Annotated in this window: 15 protein-coding genes; 1 reads left to right on the forward strand and 14 read right to left on the reverse strand. The window is 45.6% G+C overall.

From position 1 onward, the window contains the following. Nucleotides 1–141: 141 nt before the first annotated feature. The 14 genes from ACWI_RS15300 to ACWI_RS15365 form a co-directional block, all read right to left on the reverse strand. Nucleotides 142–429: a transposase gene (locus tag ACWI_RS15300; protein WP_070370131.1), complete on the reverse strand. Its 288-nt coding sequence runs from the start codon at nt 427–429 to the stop codon at nt 142–144. Between the two features lie 276 nt (nt 430–705). Further along, nucleotides 706–1,779 (reverse strand): XdhC family protein, encoded by a 1,074-nt coding sequence (locus tag ACWI_RS15305; protein ID WP_242871630.1) that lies wholly within the window; start codon nt 1,777–1,779, stop codon nt 706–708. Beyond that, nucleotides 1,772–3,766, reverse strand: coding sequence for a sigma-54-dependent Fis family transcriptional regulator (locus ACWI_RS15310; protein WP_084633751.1), 1,995 nt, complete (start codon nt 3,764–3,766; stop codon nt 1,772–1,774). The genes ACWI_RS15305 and ACWI_RS15310 overlap by 8 nt, the downstream gene beginning before the upstream one ends. Before the next feature lie 16 nt (nt 3,767–3,782). After that, complete coding sequence (gene cobC, locus ACWI_RS15315; protein WP_070372322.1) at nt 3,783–4,376, reverse strand: alpha-ribazole phosphatase; 594 nt, start codon at nt 4,374–4,376, stop codon at nt 3,783–3,785. 71 nt (nt 4,377–4,447) lie between these two features. Further along, entirely contained in the window at nt 4,448–5,530 is a 1,083-nt protein-coding gene (locus ACWI_RS15320; RefSeq protein WP_084633743.1) for a DVU_1551 family NTP transferase, read from the reverse strand. Next, nucleotides 5,527–6,573, reverse strand: coding sequence for an XdhC family aldehyde oxidoreductase maturation factor (locus ACWI_RS15325; RefSeq protein WP_070372323.1), 1,047 nt, complete (start codon nt 6,571–6,573; stop codon nt 5,527–5,529). The genes ACWI_RS15320 and ACWI_RS15325 overlap by 4 nt, the downstream gene beginning before the upstream one ends. After that, nucleotides 6,566–7,882, reverse strand: coding sequence for a DVU_1553 family AMP-dependent CoA ligase (locus ACWI_RS15330; protein WP_070372324.1), 1,317 nt, complete (start codon nt 7,880–7,882; stop codon nt 6,566–6,568). Before ACWI_RS15330 ends, ACWI_RS15325 begins: the two co-directional genes overlap by 8 nt. Before the next feature lie 7 nt (nt 7,883–7,889). Next, nucleotides 7,890–9,242, reverse strand: coding sequence for a radical SAM (seleno)protein TrsS (trsS, locus tag ACWI_RS15335; protein ID WP_070372325.1), 1,353 nt, complete (start codon nt 9,240–9,242; stop codon nt 7,890–7,892). Between the two features lie 5 nt (nt 9,243–9,247). Then, nucleotides 9,248–9,700 carry a DVU_1555 family C-GCAxxG-C-C protein gene (locus ACWI_RS15340; RefSeq protein WP_070372326.1) on the reverse strand — a complete coding sequence of 151 codons (453 nt, stop codon included), beginning with the start codon at nt 9,698–9,700 and terminating at the stop codon, nt 9,248–9,250. Nucleotides 9,701–9,702: 2 nt separating this feature from the next. Beyond that, a complete protein-coding gene (gene trsM / locus ACWI_RS15345) occupies nt 9,703–10,419 on the reverse strand; it encodes a DVU_1556 family methyltransferase (protein ID WP_084633744.1) in 717 nt (238 codons plus the stop codon). After that, nucleotides 10,420–10,626, reverse strand: a complete 207-nt coding sequence (locus ACWI_RS15350) for a DVU_1557 family redox protein (protein ID WP_070372327.1) — start codon at nt 10,624–10,626, stop codon at nt 10,420–10,422. A gap of 1 nt (nt 10,627) precedes the next feature. Next, entirely contained in the window at nt 10,628–12,976 is a 2,349-nt protein-coding gene (locus tag ACWI_RS15355) for a pyridine nucleotide-disulfide oxidoreductase/dicluster-binding protein (protein WP_070372328.1), read from the reverse strand. Between the two features lie 293 nt (nt 12,977–13,269). Beyond that, a complete protein-coding gene (locus ACWI_RS15360) occupies nt 13,270–15,996 on the reverse strand; it encodes a molybdopterin-dependent aldehyde oxidoreductase (protein ID WP_070372329.1) in 2,727 nt (908 codons plus the stop codon). 51 nt (nt 15,997–16,047) lie between these two features. Next, entirely contained in the window at nt 16,048–17,070 is a 1,023-nt protein-coding gene (locus tag ACWI_RS15365; RefSeq protein ID WP_070372330.1) for a molybdopterin-binding protein, read from the reverse strand. Nucleotides 17,071–17,498: 428 nt separating this feature from the next. On the opposite strand from ACWI_RS15365, the gene ACWI_RS15370 reads away from it, so the two are divergent. Beyond that, nucleotides 17,499–19,583 carry a carbohydrate-binding domain-containing protein gene (locus ACWI_RS15370; RefSeq protein ID WP_070372331.1) on the forward strand — a complete coding sequence of 695 codons (2,085 nt, stop codon included), beginning with the start codon at nt 17,499–17,501 and terminating at the stop codon, nt 19,581–19,583. The last annotated feature ends 20 nt before the right edge of the window (nt 19,584–19,603 follow it).

Here is a 19,603-nt window from a genome sequence, read left to right on the forward strand (position 1 = left end):
GATTTGCGTGCTTATCCGGTTTGCTTTTTGATCGCAGAAATTTATAGTAACCCGATTCGCTGACACCAAGCGTACGACAGAGCAGGGCAACCGGCCAACGGTCCCGGCGGTCGGTAATATATGACATCCGCTGCTGTTTCGCTATTTCTTTCGGCGCTTGACAAAAAAACCAAGCGCATCCTGAAGAATCTCAATCTCTTCTTTTGCTTCCCGTAGCTCTTTTTCGAGCTGCTTTAAACGATTGGGATCTGCTAGTGGGATATTCCCTGGATCATCACAAAAACCAACCTTTCCACTTTTAGCTTTGCTGATCCATGTGTATAATGTATCGATTTTTATACCTAATCGCTCTGCTGCCGCTTTGTTGCCAATCTCATTTGCCAGTTTCAACGCTTCATAGCGTTCTTCAGCACTATATATTTTTTTCATTATTAGTCAGTCCTTTTTATTTCTATTTTACCTCATTTCCTTGCAATTTGGGACTGCACTTTTATGATAACACTCCAAAGCGAAACGTTAGTCAATGCCTTTTAACCTCTAATTATGAATTAATTTTTAAATCAACTTTCCTTCTTCAAAGCAGAAATATACCAGAGGCTTCTGGAAACACAACCCTTACTGAAGCTTTTTGATTACTACAATCTGGACATAAAAAAAGGCTCTCGATGTTTTTCATCAAGAACCAATGATCAAAAATTATTATTTTTACGGATACACCTCAATCAGCACATCCATAATGCCACCGCAGGCCATCCCCTCGTCTTCAGCCACTTCCCCGGTCATATCAACATGCATGGTCAGAAAGCCGGCCTCTTCACGCAGAAGATCCCGGGCGGTGACGATCACTTCGCCTTCGCTGCAGCCGCCGCCAATGCTGCCAAGACTACGGCCATCGGGCCAGATAATCATTTTAGCTCCAGCCCCCCGGGGAACGGAACCTTTTTTTGAAATGACCGTCACAATCGCCCGTTTGTCAGAGTCATTTTCTGCTAGATTCTTAACCACTTCAAAATCAAAATCGGAATGATTGGTCTGATTGTTCCGATCCGCTTTTTCCGGTTGATGAGCCATTCGCTTCACCTGAATGATCTCAGCAATAATCGAAATGGCAATTTCTTCCGGGGTTACCGCCCCAATTCGTAGCCCGATCGGTGAATAAACCCGGGCGAGTTGTTCCTCCGTAAAACCGTCTTCCCGAAACTGAGCCATCAAGCCCTTAACCCGGCGTTTGGACCCGATCATCCCCAGATACTCGGGATTTTTGGCAATCGCCTGGCGTAGGCACACTGCATCATGGCGATGGCCGCGGGTGACCACAACGACGTAGTCGGTGTTTTTGACCTGCAGGCGGTCAAAACAGCTGTCAAAGCTTTCACACATTACCCGACTGGCTTCGGGAAAGCGTTGCGCATTGGCAAAAGACGGTCGATCATCGATAACGGTGACCTTAAAGCCGATATCCGCCCCATAACGGGCCAGCGGCTTGGCAATATGACCGCCTCCCAAAATAATCAGCCGCCCTTCCGAGTAAAAGGGTTCATATAAGACGAAAGCCCCCTCTTCGGTGGTATTAAATTTCGGCAGTCCCTGATCAATAACGGCTGTGATCGTTTTTCTGGTTTTTTCATCAAATTGTTCCGTTTGTAAATCGCCATTTCGCAAAACTGATTTTGTGATCGTTCGTTTCGTTGTTTCCGGATTTGTTACTCCCCGGGTGCACATAATCACCTGTTTTTCATTTTCCAATTCATTAAGTAGTTTTTGATACGGATTAACCACGTTCTTGTCCCTTTCTGAAACGATCGTCTACCCAGATCTCCCGGGGTCGATGACCGATTTCAAGTTGAATTTCATATTTGCTGATTTTGCTGTAAAGAGTATTTCTTTGGATGCCCAGGGCGGCAGCCGTCTGGCTGATATTGCCCTTATAAAGTTTTAAGACCCGTTTAATATGCTCTTTTTCCATATAGGATAAGTCGAGCTGTGCCGGATCAAGATCTTCGAGTCGCTCTTCCCGCAATTCAATTGGCAGATTTCCAGCAATTGCCGCAAATTGGGCCATCGGGCTGGGTTGCTCACTATTTTCCGAAAAATACTTATAGGGAAATGCTTCGGTGTTAATAATCAGTTCCACCACATTTTCCAGTTCCCGCACATTCCCCGGCCAACTGTAACTTTCCAGTAATCGCATGTTGTCCTCAGTAATTTCAAATTCCTGCTTTTCATATTTCGCTGACAGATTTTTCATGAAATATTGAAATAAAATGGCAATATCGTGGGTGCGCTCGCGCAGTGGTGGCAGATACAGGGGTAGGACATTGAGACGGTAAAACAGATCCTTCCGGAAACGACCCAGCTCAACTTCTTTTTTGAGATCCTTATTGGTTGCCGCGATAATCCGCACGTCAATGGGAATCGAGCGCTGGCTGCCAATCCGGGTAATGACGTTTTCCTGTAATACCCGCAACAATCGGGTCTGCATATCAAGCGGCATCTCGCCGATTTCGTCAAGCATGATCGTACCATTATTGGCCTGTTCAAACTTACCAATGTTGCCGCCTTTCTTGGCCCCGGTATAGGCGCCTTCCTCATAACCAAACAACTCCGATTCAATCAATTGATTGGGAATTGCCCCACAATTTATGGCCACAAAGGGCTCATCAACCCGTTTGCTGAAATTATGAATGGCCTGGGCAAAGACTTCTTTTCCACAGCCGCTCTCCCCCAAAATCAGAATGGTCGAACGATTGTTGGCGATTTTTTTTGCATACTCAATGGTGCTGACAAAATGGCTGTCAGCACCCATAATTTTGTCAAAAGTGTAATAGGGCTGTTCGGATTTGACGATTTTTTTCGTTTGATCTTCTTTTAAAACAAAGACAATCTCAATACTGTCATCCTGAGGGTTATAAATCGGGCTGGCTGTCATCTGGCAATGAAAATGATTCCGCAGGGCTTTGATATTGATAATCCGGTTGACGTGTTTTTCCAGATGAATCGCTTCCTTGATGTTCTCCCACTCTTCAATGATTTCTGCAACATTGGTCGCCGATAATTGTTTATATTTATTGCCGAATAAATCCATCGCCCGCTGATTATATATTTTAATTCGACCATTCAGATCGGAGGTCAGGATCGCTACCGGCATCGAATTGAAAATCGTTTTGATATGCTTATTGGTCATATTCTGGAGGCGGTTATATTCTTTGACCCGGAGCATTTCTTCGATGGCGTTAGATGCAGCAATGACCATTCCCAGGGTATGGGGGTGAACCGAATCGGAGTAACCGGTCAGATCGAGGGCACCAATCAGATTGCCGTTGGGATCACGAATCGGAGCGCCTGAACAGGTCCAGCGGTGATAGGCCTTGATAAAATGGTCTTTGCCGGACAATTGCACCGGTTCACCCGATTTTATCACCAGCGACATGGCGTTGGTGCCAATACACTCCTCATTCATATAGGCACCGGCAACCATTTTCAGTTCAAAAGCTTCGGTCAGAATTTTTTCATCACCGATGGCATTCAAAATACAACCTTCTTTATCAGTCAGCAAGACAAAAAAATTATTTCCCCGGACAATACTCATCAGATGCTCCATGTAGGGTGAAGCAGTCAGAATCAAATCTCTGTTTTCTGAAAATTTTGTTTGTAGCTCCGAATGATCAATCATTTTTTTACTGAAAACCTGATCTTCGGTGATTCCATAATCAGCACAGCGTTCCTTCGATTGCTTGATAAGGTTTTGATAAATATTCTTATTCATGGTTAATTGTCTCTTTTCATTGATTTTGGCAAATCCATTTTCCATTTTTCTGATTATAACATAGTTTTAAGCTACCAGCGTAGGGGATCTTCCATTTAAATACTTCTTTAATTGTTAATCCGAACAGGTTAGCCAGAATAACCCGGATAACTCCGGCGTGGGTGAGGATCACGATCGACTTCGCATCATTTTCTTTTACCATTTCAGCAAACACCGGTAGCACCCGTTGCTGTAAGGATACAAAACTTTCGCCAGCTGGCGGTGCAAAAACATCCAGCTCCCGACCCCTCTGTTCAAAGCGCTCCGGGTAAAGCTCTTTAATCTCTGCGAAGGACTTTCCGTCCCAATCGCCCATATTGATCTCTTGTAACGCATCGATTGTAAACCGGGGGATCGAGCGTCCGCCCAAGAGAATGTCCAAGGTTTCGACACAGCGGCAAAGCGGGCTGCTATAGGCGCAATCCAGGGGAATTGGCTTAAACTCTTCCTGAAGTGTTTGCGCCTGCTTTATACCTTCTGGCGATAGTGGCAGATCCAATTGGCCGATATAGGTTTTTTCATTTTTTAGTTCAATCTGACCATGCCGAACTAAATATATCCGGGTTTCCATTTATCAACCCTTTCTGAATGTCTTCATCTGATTTACGAGTTACTACGGTTAATTTTTTTCAGTAGTTTATTTTATCCGATCATCCTTTGTATTTTCTGCAAAATAATCTCGGCATTGCGATAGCGTCGGGATATTTTTTTAAGCGCCTGCGGATTATCGTGATAAGCTTGAAAGACCATTTCTTTTCGTGTCGCTAGATCGATTAGCCGATCATTTTTAACCAGTTTATCAGCCAGATAAAGGATTTCGCTTTCCGTAACGGCGGTGTCCGGATCGACTAAAATATCCATATGAACAGCAATGATTGCCCCCACTTTTGGATAACCCAAATCTCTTAAGATCTCGCCGCCTTTTACCGCGTGGTTTTTTTCGCTTTTGGCAAGATCATGAAGCAGGGCGGCAGCCTGAAGTACCGGTCGATTAAGGGTTTCCCCTTTATCAATTAATTGATCCACCAAATCAGTGGCTGTCTGTTTGACTTTTTGACAATGCCGACGAATATTCTCAGGCAATTGATACTTCTCCCACATGGCATAGCATTCGCATAAATTAGGGGCTTTCAGGGTGTCGTAGGTTAATAATGCCTCGTAATCCGCCCGGGTATCCATATCCATTAAAATCGCTTCATCGATCAGAGGGAGTTCCGCTGCATCGGCTTCATATAAGGCCAGCAGCCTTTTAAGCCCACCGCCTTGTTTATTATCCAGAATCGCTCTTTGGTACTTTTTATCAATCAGCGGCGGATGTCCCCGTTTGCCTAAAAAACTGGGATAGATAATACCTTTGCCAAGTTGCGCTGGTGCTGCCATCAGTTCTTTTACGGTTTCTCGCTTGACCAGCGGGATGTCTACTGGATGAATAAAAAAGGCCTCAATTTCGTCATTCAGTTGAGTAACGCCAGTAACAATGGAGGTATACATCCCCTCGGCAAAGTTCTCATTGACCACGACATCCAGTGGCTGATTGTTAAAATAGGGGCGGATTTGATCTGCCCGGTGGCCAAGAACCAGAATGATCTGATCAACACCGGCTTGCTGATAAAGGTCCACCACCCGTTCCACTGCCGTTTGCTGGCCGAATTTTAGCAGCGGCTTGAATCCGTCCATCCGTGAAGAATAGCCGGCCGCAATAATAATAACGCTAAACTTTTTCAATTTGGGTACCGCCTGACTTGAATCATTTCCGCCACTATACTAACGGCGATCTCCTCCGGGGTATCGGCATAAATGTTCAAACCAATGGGATTGTGCACCCGTTCCAGATCGCTGTATGAAAAGCCCATCTCCAGCAGCCCCTGATAGATATGATTGCGTTTGTTTTTGCTGCCGAGCATCCCGATGTATTTAGCCTCGGTTTGCAACATCTGGGCTAACACATCTTTGTCATCCGAATGGCCTCTGGTTACAATTACCACATAGGAATATTGGTTGATGCTGATCTGGTTTTCGATATTTTCAAAACCCGGGATCACCAGTACCTCATCAACCGTGTTAAATCGCTGGCGATTGGCAAACTCTTCCCGGTCATCAAGCACCGTGACATAAAAACCAACAACTTTACTTAATTCAGCCAGAACCTTACCAATGTGACCACCGCCGATAATGCAGACATTCTCATGGTTAAAATAAGGTTCGACATAAAAACCTGCGGCTTGTAAAAAAGCCTGCTGATATTTCAATTGATAAAAATTCAGGCGGATCTCTTTAACCAGGTTGTGGACTTCGTCACTTTCCGATCCCCAAAAACCAGTTTCAGTGCAGACCCATTTTTCCAGTCGTCCATTTTCATGGCTCATCTGCGGTATCTTGATAATTGTCACAAAGTCTGTCTTGGTATCAATCAATTTGATCAGTTCATCATAAAATACCTGCGTTTGCGCATCCCACCAATCAATGTACTCCAGGAGGATTTTTAAATCACCACCGCAAACCAGTCCCGGTGAAGCTTTATCCTTACTGTTAAGCCGAAACGTTTCAATCTGATAATAGTTATCCTTGAGAACCCTGGCGGCGGTGCGAATCACCATTGCTTCCACCAGACCACCGCCGATTGAGCCTTCGGTTGACAGATCCTCTCTGATCATCATTTTTGCACCTTCATTACGGGGAGCTGATCCCGATTTTTCGAGAATGGTCGCCAGCACAAAATTCTCTTTCTGGTCTTTTGCTTCTTTTATTTGCCTGATCAGATTATTCACTGCTGCTCTCCTTTCGCCAGTCCCTGATTTTTCGCTTGACCATGCTGTTCACCAGTTGATCCGGTTTCTGCAGCGGACTTCTTTTGACTTCAATTTGCATCACTTCACCATGGTTTTTTAAAAAATGCGTTTCAATGCACCTTTGCAGTTGCGCTTCTTTAGCTTTGGAGGTTTCGTATTGATAAAGCGAAACCTCAATCAGAAGGGTTTGATCGTCTTTAATGGTGACCTGATAATCAATCAGGTCTTCATCGGCCAAGAGTATTTCCTCCAGCTCTTTGAGATCAAAAGTGACATCGCCAGCCAATTGGATCCGATTCTTCAGCCGTCCGCTAACTTTTTTCATGGTTCTTAAAAAGCTGCCGCATTGACAGGCGTCGACTGAAAACGCCCCAATATCGCCAGTGCGATAGCGAATCAAGGGCATTGCTTGACGATTAAAGGTCGTAAAAACAATCTCCCCTGTAACACCGTCAGCCACCGCTTTTCCGGAAAGCGGATCGACAATTTCAAAATATAAATCGCCCTCCCGGAGATGATAGCCATTTAGCGCCTGACACTCGACCCCACCGCCGTAACCCATTTCAGTCATCCCATAATGGTTAAAAACATGGCAGCCAAACTTCCGGTTAAGCTCAATAACCAGCGCCTGCGGGACGTAGTCAGTACTGAGCAGAACTTTTTCGATGTGCTTAAAGCTCGCCGCTTTGCTGCGACTGAGATATAAAACCTGAATCGGAATACCGACGATGCAATTAATCTCATTTTCGATCATCGTCTTTTCGACCGCCTCCAGATCGTTGAGTAGTCCATAAACAACACAGACTGTCCCGGTGCGATCAAGGGCTTTTTTTAACAAATCACCAATGGTCCCGTAGGCTTGTCCCGGCAGTAAAACCATTACCCGATCGGTGTTGTCTATTAACGAACGCATCCCGTAATCGAAAAAATCCACCGTTTTTTGGAGATCGGCCTCTGTAAAAAAAATCCGCTTCTTCGGGCCACTGGTTCCCGAGGTATTTAAAGTAACTATCCGGGCAATTTGCGATTGGGGCACACATAAAAAATCAAAGGGATTATTTTTGATATCCTCGGCTCTTGTTAACGGAAGTTGCTCAAACTGCTCCCATGATTTGATTTGCCGGGGATCGATGCTTTCCAGCTGCTTTTGATAAAAACGGCTGTTATCCTTGGCATAGCAAAGCGCTTCAAGCACTTTTTCCAGCTGATAGCTCTTGAGCGCATCGGGATTTTCCGGGGTGATGCCGGTTCGTTTAATAATCCAGTTTTCCAATGGTGTCTTTTTCATAAAATCCTCACTGTTGGCGATAGATGGCATGCCCGTTTCTATCGGTCAGGTTATACATGCAAAAAGGGATCAGCTGGCCCCGCGGGTTAACAACATGAATGCAGCAGTCCTTAACCCGATTAAGATCGAGATTCCAGACATCCTGAAAAGCCATCGCTGACAGGCTGAACGAATGGCGGTTAATCTGCTCAAGGATCTCATCCCATCCATCTTTTGCTGGTACTGCGGTGCTTTTAATGCCATCGTCCTGTGGTTCTGGCCCGGCGCCAGACCACTTTCTGAGCACATGGGCTTTTGCCTTCCGGGCACCTTCTTCGGCTGTTTCTACTCCACAGCATTTTGCGCCACTGCCCTGGGCGATCAGCTCCCCGTTTTCCGAAACCGTATAATTTCCATGAAACGAACACCGGGCATTTTCACAACCGGGCGGACTGAAACTGTCTTTGCGGATGCGCATTTTCGTTTGGTCTTCAATTTTATCCATCAGGTCACCCAGTGTCAATCTTTTCTGTTCATCCGGCAGGTTTGGAATCCGACCAAAATAGCTGGCGGGCTGCATATGCACGCCTTTAACCGTTGGTGCCCATTCCAATCCAAAATTGATAATGTTCCCGAGATCGGAATCGTTGACTTCCCTAACCAGGGTCGGCACCAACACGACTCCAATATTATATCGCTGACAATTCTTTATTGCCTTGATCTTGGTTGCCAATAATGGCTTGCCTCTGAGTTTCTTATAAATCTCATCATTGGTGCCATCAAATTGCAGAAACACCGAGTTGAGTCCGGCATTTTTTAAGGCGCTGACATACGCTTCATCCTCGCCCATGCGGATGCCATTGGTATTGATTTGAATAAAGGAAAAGCCGATCTCATGCCCAATTCTGATAATTTCTGGTAGATCATCCCTTAAAGTGGGCTCGCCGCCGGAGAGCTGGATATTGCAATTGCCCGAGGTGTCCATCGCACTCTGATACATCCGTCTGATCGTTTCAAGATCAAGATCCACCTCGGTATTGCCATTGGCGTTGGCAAAACAAAAGGAACAATTGAGATTACAGCGCTGGGTGACCTCAATCAGTGCCGTGCAGGTATGCTGGCGATGGTCGGCACAAAGGCCGCAATCGAAGGGACAGCCTTTTTCGACCACTGTATTCGGTTTTTTGATGGTGGCCGGGATTTTATTGCGCACCCACTTTTCAATCGGAATACTGCCCCGCCACAGCAGCGCTTTGAAGCGACCATGTTCCGGACAGGATTTCTCCATCCAGGTTTCATTATTTTCAGACCAGATGAGCGCATTTATTTTCTTAAGGCAAACCGGGCAAAGGCTTTCAGTCATCGAAATGATTCGCTTCATTTTTTCTACATCTCTCGATTCCCAAATGTATAGCCATTCTCCTGAAGGATCTCGACCACCTTTTCAAAGCTTTCCAGCAGCGTATCGCCACATTTCACCGGATAAGCCTGGTTGTTTTCATCGGTAAAGCGATAAACACCGATCAGATCGAGACATTCGGTGCTTTCAAAGCGCTCTTCAAACCAGTCCATGTAGGCTTTAACCATTGTGCCAAAATTATCCTGGGTATATTCCCTGGCTTTGCCCTTACCGGCATACAAGCCAATCACACCAATGCCACCGGTTAAAACGCCACAGGTTTTCTGATTGCCGCCAATACCATTACACAAACCATTCATCACCCGGATCAGGTCGTCATTTTCGATCTCTTCCATATCCAGTGCCAGCTTCATCATAATCTGACTGCAACAATAACCTTCCGTCCCCAGTCGATACAGTTCAAATTTCAGTTCATCCATTTTTACTCCACCTTTCTTGCGATCATCATAAAGTAACCCGGTTTGCACATTTTTAGGGCGTCCTGGAAGCCAGCCGCACAGGCCCCTCCGGTTTTTAACCAGAATGCCTGCATCGAACCGAATTCAAAGATCGTTTTGACCAGCAACTGCCTGAGCAATTCACTGTGATCTTCCAGCAAGACAGTCTCAAAACCGGCGTCAGTGAGATCCATCTGCAATTGTTTTAAATCGTATAATCCCCGCATGCAGCTCGTAAACTGATGGGTCTTGATCCCTTCAAGCGCTTCCGGATTTCTGGCATAAACATCGGTAATAAAAAACATTCCTTGGGGTTTCATCACCCGATAGACCTCCTCCAGTGCTGCCGGAAGATCCGTCATCAACGACAATGTACACTCAGATAACACCCCCTGGAAGCTCTCGTCCGGGCAGGGAATCGCTTCCCCGCTGCCGAGGAGAAATTCTTTATCCGGATTATTTTTCCGGGCTGTTGCCAGCAGTTTTTGGGAGGGATCAAGCCCCACCACTGTCAGCCCATATTTCTGTTCCAGATAACTGACGGTCGCACCCGTTCCACAGCCGAGATCCAGCAATAAATCAGCGGCACTCCAGCGACAACCGGCCACGCCCCTGTCGGTTAAAGCAAAGCCCCCCGGCCGCAGCGTTCCACCCAAAAGTTCCGACATTTCCGGACTTTCATAGGCACAGTTCCCTGACACCTATTTATCCTCCAGTCCTTCTTCGACTTCCTTCATTTTGCCCAGCGCCAGCGCTTCATCAATGAATACCTGGTGACAGCTGGGACATTTGGGCAGATCCACTTCAAAGTTTCCTTCCATATACTTTACCTTGACCTTGGTTAATTCCAGTTCCTGCTGGCATTTATCACAACGCCATGCTGTTTGGTCGGTACTCTCATGTTTCATCTTATTCCTCCACTATTTCCATGCGATGACTGTAGACGCTTTTTAAGATATAGTCATTTTCTTCTTTTTCGTATTTCACCCAAAAGGTAACGTTGTCACGTCGCAGCCTGGCCAGATATTCTCCGGTTTCGGGATTGCAGAAACGTTCGTTATTTTCTTCGGCATTTTTAAGCACCGCCTGGATATCTTCTGATAAGATATAACGGTCTTCGATCTTCTGTTTAACATCATCGGGGATAATCAGTTTAAATTGGTCTTCCATCATGGTTTCCTCAGGTTCCTCTCGCCAGATTTCTTTTAATAAGATTTGCTTAACCCGACTGCGGTTGTCATGGCGTTCTGACAGGGTTGGCATCTTGCGGGTAGCCGCTTCGCCATCAGCTTTGGGATAGATCAGATCCAGCAAATGGTAGGTGCGTTTGCCGCCGGATACAAACAGATCCTTGCACATGGCACAGTAAACCAGCAGATCATTCTCGCTTTCGCCGATGCGTTCAGAAACAAAGGCGTTGGATTGTTCACGGTTGGCGTAATAAACCAGTCCGCCGTAGCCGCAGCATTTTGTTTTTTCTTTGGTGTATTCCAATTCCTCAATGCCATAACCGAGTTTGGCAACAATTTTTCGGACACTCTCATGGAGGTCACTGTTTTCCCGGGTTCCACAGGCATCATGAATACTGAGTGTCTGGGGTGTTTTTATGTGATCTTTATTGGGCAAACCTTCTCTGACATAAATATCCCAGAGTGATTCCAACTTAATTTCCGGCAAATATTTTTCAAAAATCCGCATACAGCTGGAACAGGCCAGAATAAAGGTGGGGCGTTCCATTTCTTCCCATACTCTTTTGATGGCTTCAATATTTTCCTGCATTAAGGCCTGTTGTCCGCCCCAATCAGCCGGTGCCCCGCAACAGCCCAGATAAATACCGACATCGCCCTGCACATGGCCGACCAGATACTCATAAATGCTTTTGATATCATCGGGATAGGATGCTGGCAACTGACAGCCGGGATAGAAGAGATATGCGGTTTTTCCGGTTCCCTTGTATAAGCCTTTGACATAATCTGAAAAAGAAATCAGCGGATAATAAAACAGATCTTTGGATTCCTCTTTGCTGGGTTGTTTGCGCACCAGCGAAAACCGGGAACTGTTGGAAAAAGCCATATCTTTTAAGGCAAAGTCGTGGGCCGAGGCTGGCATTTTACCACGTTCCACCATACTTTCACGGGTTTCATGGATAACATCACTCATGCTGATATTGAGAAAACATTCTTCCTTACAGAGGCCGCATTCAGCGCAGGAATTAATCATCTTATTGGCATAGTGCGTGCCTAAAATAATCCGTTCGCTGTGATTGATCTGACGGATATAGGCATCCGGGGACATTTCGAATTTCCGCAGGTGGACACAGCCCTCAATGCATTTGCGACACTGACATTTGACGCAGCGTTTGGCCTCGGCCATGGCTTCATCCTGGCTATAAATGGCGGCTGATTTTAAAATCGGAGCTAACGGTTCTTTGCCGCTGATATCAAAGTGCAACGGTGTTTCAAAAGCCCCTTCTCGTTCCCGGGAATCCGTCAGCGATACCTTTGACAAAAAGCGTTCGATGGAAATAGCCGCCCGCCGTCCGGAGCTGGCTGAAAAAATCACCGAATCGCTTTGATTAACGAGACTCCCGCCGACAAACAGAGCCGACTCATTCGCCTGGAAGGTGAGCGGATTCCATTTAATTTCTTCTTCCCAGGCCGCGGTTCCCAGATAAACCGCATCATAGGTAGCCAGCAATTCACTTAATTTATTTTTATCGACGGTTGTTTCAAAGTGAATGGGCATTTTTTTATCGGCAACAGCCTTTAATTCCTGCAGCAGTACTTCTTCGGTCAGGGAGTCGCCCACAAAATCCCACAGCCGTCCCCCTAATCGATTGGTTTTTTCATAGATTGTTACGACACAACCCTTTTTGTCCAGATCCACAGCGGCGGTTAAACCACTTAATCCCCCACCAATGACGGCCACCGTGCCTTTATTTTTTGGCAGCGGCCAAACTTTTTTTGGTTTATAAGCACCATACTCCAGTACCGCTTTTTCAAGATCAGAGATCCGGATCGAACCGCCAGCTTTACTCCGTTCACAGGGCGCTTCACAGGGATGATCGCAGATTCGCCCAAGAATTTTGTGAAAGGGCATTTTCTTTTCCATCAGTTTATAGGCATTCTGGAAATTTCCTTGTTCTATTTCTGCTAAAAAATCAATAATTTCCAGATGAACCGGACAATTTGCCGTACAGGTTGGGGGTTCCTTGTGAATACACCGATCTCCGGTTGCTAATAATTTATCCAAATTCATCGTTACTCTCCTAACTCTCATCGATAATACAAACCATAACCTAACAACTACACCACAACCAATATTTGTTCTGATGTTTGTTTCTATAAAATAGTTACTCTCTTTTTTTCGATCATTTGAAATATGACCCAAAACATCCTGTCCATTCGTTATTGCTCTGCCAATAGTCTTTTACAATTATATCATAGAAACAAACACCAGAGTTTGTTACCCCTTATTACTACCTGTCAATTTAAAATAGGAATTGAAAGCTTAGAAGCTTTCAATTCCTTGGGTAATCAGACTTACTTTACTTATTTTAAGGCTTCTAAACCTTCAAGTACTTTTTCTGGATAAGCTGGTAAATGTTTGATACGAACGCCACAGGCATTGAAAATCGCATTAGCGATGGAAGCATGTGGTGCTGACAATGGCATTTCACCAGAACCTGCAGCGCCATATGGTCCTAATGGTCGTGGTGTTTCCTGATGAATCAGAACGATTTCGTCGGGAACATCCTTGACTTGCGGAATACCACAACCGGTTAAGGTTGTGTGTTTTTTCAGATCTTCAAAGTCTTCGCTTAAAGCTAAACCGATCCCCTGGGTTAAACCGCCCCATAACTGTCCTTCAAGAACTGTTTTATTAGTAATGGTTCCACAGTCAGATACCAGCGTTAATTTATCCACATGGGTTTTACCGGTGGTGGTATCAACCGATACTTCTGACAATAATACCCCATACATATAAACTGGGAATGGATTTCCCTGGCTGGTTTCAACTGATGGTGCTGTACATGGTGCGGTCCAAACGCCTTCATAACGTAATGGCAAGCCTTCGGCGACCATTTCATCATAGGTTCTATAAGTACCATCGGCCTTTTTCATAGCGGCCAGTAAGTTTTCACAACCGACTTTGATGGCATTACCAGTCATAACATTGGAACGACTTCCGCCAGCTGGTCCACTGTTTGGTGTCAGCTTCATGTTATTCATAACCAGTTTGATTTGTTCTGGTTTGATTCCTAACGGTCTTAATGTTTCGTGAGCAAAGGTCAATGTACCCATATCAGCACCCTGGCCATGGTCTTCCCATGAATCGCCGACAATAACACCGTCTTTGGTTAATTCAATCCACATTTCTGAGGAGTCTGGGCCGTCAAGACCACAACCGTAAATATTTAATGAGATCCCAACACCATGTTTAATGTCTCCGCCTTCAGCATTTAATGCTTCTGCTTTGGCTTTGGCTGCCTGATAAATTGGTCGAATGGTGTCAATTGCCTGTGGTAAAGCAATAACATCTGGCTCACAACCATTTGGTGTTGTGTCGCCTTCTCGGTAGACATTCTTATAACGGAGTTCCAGTGGATCTTCGCCCATTTGATATGCCAGCATATCAATCAGAGTTTCAGAAGCAAATAAACTCTGTGGTGAGCCGTAGCCTCTAAAAGCGGAACCCCAGGCATGGTTGGTGGCAACAGTTCGGCCTTCACCACGGATATTAGGAATATTGTAACCAGCACCAATAAACTGCGAACCACGGGTGGTTACCAGATCGCCAAATTCACAGTAGGGACCATGATCAACTGACCAATCAGTTTCCATTGCTTTTAAGATACCATTTTCATCAGCTCCCATTTTTACATTCATAAAGAATGGTGAACGTTTTCCGGTGTAGGTGATTTGTTGGTACATATTAAATTCCAGGTATACCGGTCGTTTGGTAACCAGAGCGGCTACACCCAATAAACCTTCGATGGTGGGGCTGAATTTATAACCAAATGTTCCCCCTGTCGGGTTCTGAACGATGAAGTATTTAGTCGGATCAACGCCAATGGCTTCAGCAGTCATTAACTGGTGAAAGTGGAGAGCGATACTCTTAGAATGAACCATCAGGTTATCTTCTTCATCAAAGTAGGCAAATCCGACGTCTGGCTCGAGTGGTAAATGGGGTTGACGGCCAATATAGAAGTCATCTTCAATAACATTTGGTAGTTTTTCCATTAATGGAGCTGTTTCATCACCCTTGACAACATTAGTTGTAAAATAAATGTTTGGTGTACCCGGATGAATTTCAATGGCATCTTCAGCCATAGCAGCTGGTGCACTCATGTAAGGTAGCAATTCTTCAATTTCGACCACTACTTTGGCGGCTGCTGCTTCAGCCTGTTCGGGTGTATCGGCCAATACCATTGCAATGGCATCGCCAAACTGGAAGATTTTCTTGTCATTTAAGATTGGTCGTTCCAGCCCATCGCCTAAGTTCTGTGGGAAGGCCAAACCGTTAATGCGGTTGGTTCCGGGCACATCTTTAGCGGTGATAACTTTGAAGACACCTTCCATTTTTTCTGCTTCTGAGGTATCAACAGAAATAATGTTAGCATGGGAAACCTGAGCCTGAACCAATTTGATGTGTAAGGTGTTTTCAGGCAGTTTTAAGCCTAAATCGGCACCAAAGTCCCAGGTACCGGTAACTTTTGCCAGTGCTGAAGGACGAGCCATGGTTGAACCCATGATGGAAGCACCTTCTTTTAACTGGAACCACAGATCTTCTTTGGTGATTTCACCACGCATCAATTTAGCAGCATCCATAACCGCATCAACGATGGGGATATAGCCGGTACAACGACAAACATTTCGATGTTTCTGGAACCACGCTCTGACTTCTTCTCGGGTTGGGCTGGCGTTTTCTTCTAATAACGCTTTAGCTGACACGATAAAGCCAGGTGTACAGAAACCACACTGAGCCGCGCCATTAACCATCCATGCCAACTGCAATGGATGCAGGTTATCGTGGGCTCCAACGCCTTCGATGGTGATGATTTCAGACTCATCGTCAACTTTTTTCATCTTGGTTACGCAAGACCTTACCACCTTGCCATTTAAAATAACTGAACAGGCACCGCATTCCGCTTTGCCGCAGCCAACCTTTGTTCCGGTTAAGCCCTGTTGTTTTCTGATTAAATTTGCCAGGGTTGTTTCCGGATCAACAATGACCGTCCTTTGAATCCCGTTAATGAACAATGTCTTTTTTTCCACGTGAAATCCTCCTTAAATTATAAAAACTAAACCTATATATGGATGCTAAAATCAGCCCTTACCAAATCCACAATTGGGATAATGACAGTCCGGACAAGTGGAACATAATCCGCCGTGTCCCAATTTTGATATGTCTTTGGGAGTTAATTTTTCGCCGACCATCAACTTTGGTACCACCAAATCAAAAACCGTACGGTGGCTGTACATAATGCAACCGGGTAAACCTAAAACCGGAATCTCTCCCAGATATGAAAGTAAGAACATCGCACCCGGTAAGGTCGGGGCCCCATAGGAGACAAATTCGGCTCCGGTTTTTCTAATTCCATCCGGGGTGACGTCATCCGGGTCCACCGACATACCGCCCGTTACGGTAACAATATCAGCTCCTTCTTCGATTAATCCCAGAATACACTGGGCAATCATGTCCGAATCGTCCCTAGAAAAAACCTGTTTAAAAACTTCCGAATCAAGTTCTGCAAATTTTTCTCTGATCACATCACCAAACTTGTCTTCAATCCGGCCATAAAAAATCTCATTGCCGGTGGTAACCACCCCGACCTTGAATTTTTTTAGTGGCAGCACTTCGACAATCGGTTTACTTTTTGCACACAATTCTTCCATTTTGATCAATTTTTCATTTTCAATCGATAGCGGGATGATCCGGGTCGATCCGACCAGCGTCCCTTTGGTTACCATGGTATCGGTATGCAGGGTGGCCATCATCATTTCACCCAATTCGTTGATTTCCTGAAGAACAGGTACATTAATTTTAAGCAAACCGGATTGCGTCGCCGTCATTGTTACTTTTCCTTCAGAAGTCCCGACATATTCAACGCCGATTCCTGCTGCCGCTTTCCCAAGTCGCAATGCCGCATCATCTTCGTGGATGGTTCCATCATTGAATTCAATAATGGCAATGTGTTCTTTTCCCATGTTCAACAATCGGGGAATGTCTTCTTCCTGCACAATATGCCCCTTCTTGAATGCTGCTCCTTTAAACTCCCCAGGGATGATCTGGGTCATATCATGTGCCAGGAACATACCCACTGATTCACGAACAGGTACTACCTTCATATTGTTTCCTCCATTAGCTTGGTCTGTATCATTTTCACTGAGTTACTTATGATGGTTGTAATATATAGCAATAAACGTGCCAAAATAAAAAAAGCCTGTTTTAAGGGCTTTTTAGAATACGATCTCGATGAATAGTATTTTTTTTGAGCATTAATCATTTTATTAACGTTCATTTTTTATACGCATGTTCGCATTTTAATCATTTTATATCAATTTTTCATCGTTTTACCTAACACAGTCAGGCAATTCTCATTTATAAGTGTTCAATTTTCAACGAATGCTTACTCCTGCCAATCAGATTTTAACTTATTTCATCCATTTCTCACGGTATGTTCACTTAAAAAACACCTAAGGCAATTATCCTTAATGAAATAAGTATGATTTGGCAGGGTCTATCCGATTCTAGCTATTGATAATGGAGGAATATTATGAAAAATACAACAATCAGGGTACTATCGGCACTCACCGTGATGTCAATGGCCTTTTCAGGTAGCGTTTTTGCGGCATCCGACCAAACAACTGATACCAATACCTCAACGCTGACTACGGTCGCTTCAAATATGGGCGTGGCCTATCGTGGCCATATTCAAAATACCGGTGACTACCCCCTGGACAACGCCTGGATTCAGGGCCCTACCGAATTGGGAACCGAAGGTCAAGGGCTGCGTCTGGAGGGTTTCTGGATTGAATTAACCGGAACCATACCAGAAAATGCCCACATTCAGTATCAGGTTCATGTTCAAAATGAAGGCTGGATGGACTGGGTTTCTGACGGTGCGTTTGCCGGAACTAGAGATAAGAGCCAACGCATCGAAGCGATCCGAATTCGCCTGGTGGATGATGACGGCAATGCCTTATCCGGTTATTCGGTTCAGTATCGCGGTCATATCCAGGATCAGGGCGACACCGAATGGGTTGCTGACGGTGCCGAATTGGGAACGACCGGTTTGAGTCGACGGCTGGAAGCCCTGGAAGTACAGATTATCCAAACTAATGCAGACAACAGTGATTCGAACAACGCTGATTCTGATGACGAAAGCAGCAATGACAATGCGACTGTCGAACCGACCAGCCCCGGATCGGCCATTGTCTCCCCAACTTCAACCATTGTCATCGATAAAGAATTCTCAAATCGTGAGCAAAACGCCAGTTATGACGAAAGTTTGGCTACCCACGCAGTTTTTAACGGCACTGAGATCGAGCTAACTGGTGCCGGTGCCATGGCTGAAAATGGGATTCTCACAATCACCGCCGAAGGCACCTATGTCGTGAGCGGAAATCTTACCGAAGGCCAGATTCGGGTCGAAACGACCGATACCGAAAAGGTTCAACTGGTCTTAAACGGCGTCACCATCCACAACAGCAACAGTGCCCCGATTTATTTAAAGAGTGCCGACAAGGTCTTTATCACCCTGGCTGAGGGTACCACCAATACCCTGACAGATGGCAGCGACTATATCCAGACCGATGACAACACCGTTGATGCGGTTATATTCAGCAAAGCCGATTTAGCAATTAATGGAACCGGTACCTTGAACATTACTGCCAATTATAAACATGGGATTGTCTCCAAGGATGATCTGATCATAACCGGCGGTACCTTTAATATTTCCTCGGTAAAAGCTGCATTAAACGGTAAGGATGCCTTAAAAATAAAAGATGGCGTCTTTAACATCTCATCCTCAGATGGCAAAGGCCTCACCTCAAAACACGACAGTGACACCACCAAAGGTTATGTCTATATTGCCGGTGGTACCTTTAAGATCAGCAACTGCACCGAAGGGATCGAAGGCACTGCCATTGTCATTGAGGGCGGCGACATCGACGTTACCGCCACTGACGACGGTTTAAACGCTGCTAGCGAAACAACCACCGATAATGCAACGACCGAAACAACCGAAACCGCACAGATACCCGGTGGTGGTCAAACACCTGGCGGCGGTGGAATGATGGCCGCAGATACCAATGCCTATATCGCCATTGCTGGCGGCACCATCAAACTCAATACGACGGGTGATGGCATTGACTCCAACGGAAACCTTTACGTGTCCGGCGGCACCATCTTTGTCAGCGGCCCCACCAGCGACGGTGAAGGCGCTTTGGATTACGACGGCACAGCTGATGTCAGCGGCGGCACCATCGTGATTGCCGGTAGCTCAGGGATGGCCCAGAGCTTTTCGAACACCTCTACCCAAGCGTCAATTCTTTATAATCTCACCGCAAAAGCCGCAGCCGGTACAGAGGTCAGTTTAAAAGATTCCAGTGGCAAGGTGCTGGTTTCTTACACTCCCGAAAAAGCCTATCAGTCGGCAGTGATCAGCACCCCTGAGATGAGTGTCGGATCAACCTACACCTTGACTGCCGGAGGCCAAACCGTTTCGATCGAGCAAACCGCCATGGTTACCAGTAACGGCAATACCCAAGGTGGCCCCGGCGGTACACGACCAGACGGCGGAAACAGACCCGATCCGGGAACCACACCGATGACACCGCCAACAGAGACAGCCGTTTAAACTTTCTGCTTAATTTATCC

The organism is Acetobacterium wieringae (assembly GCF_001766835.1).
GTDB classification, from domain to species: domain Bacteria; phylum Bacillota; class Clostridia; order Eubacteriales; family Eubacteriaceae; genus Acetobacterium; species Acetobacterium wieringae.

Excerpts from the sequence above, each read along its gene's own strand:
- ACWI_RS15330 (WP_070372324.1), bottom strand. The coding sequence starts at position 7,882 with ATGAAAAAGACACCATTGGAAAACTGGATTATTAAACGAACCGGCATC.
- cobC (WP_070372322.1), bottom strand. The coding sequence starts at position 4,376 with ATGGAAACCCGGATATATTTAGTTCGGCATGGTCAGATTGAACTAAAA.
- ACWI_RS15340 (WP_070372326.1), bottom strand. The coding sequence starts at position 9,700 with ATGGATGAACTGAAATTTGAACTGTATCGACTGGGGACGGAAGGTTAT.
- ACWI_RS15350 (WP_070372327.1), bottom strand. The coding sequence starts at position 10,626 with ATGAAACATGAGAGTACCGACCAAACAGCATGGCGTTGTGATAAATGC.
- ACWI_RS15310 (WP_084633751.1), bottom strand. The coding sequence starts at position 3,766 with ATGAATAAGAATATTTATCAAAACCTTATCAAGCAATCGAAGGAACGC.
- ACWI_RS15300 (WP_070370131.1), bottom strand. The coding sequence starts at position 429 with ATGAAAAAAATATATAGTGCTGAAGAACGCTATGAAGCGTTGAAACTG.
- ACWI_RS15370 (WP_070372331.1), top strand. The coding sequence starts at position 17,499 with ATGAAAAATACAACAATCAGGGTACTATCGGCACTCACCGTGATGTCA.
- ACWI_RS15365 (WP_070372330.1), bottom strand. The coding sequence starts at position 17,070 with ATGAAGGTAGTACCTGTTCGTGAATCAGTGGGTATGTTCCTGGCACAT.
- ACWI_RS15355 (WP_070372328.1), bottom strand. The coding sequence starts at position 12,976 with ATGAATTTGGATAAATTATTAGCAACCGGAGATCGGTGTATTCACAAG.
- trsS (WP_070372325.1), bottom strand. The coding sequence starts at position 9,242 with ATGAAGCGAATCATTTCGATGACTGAAAGCCTTTGCCCGGTTTGCCTT.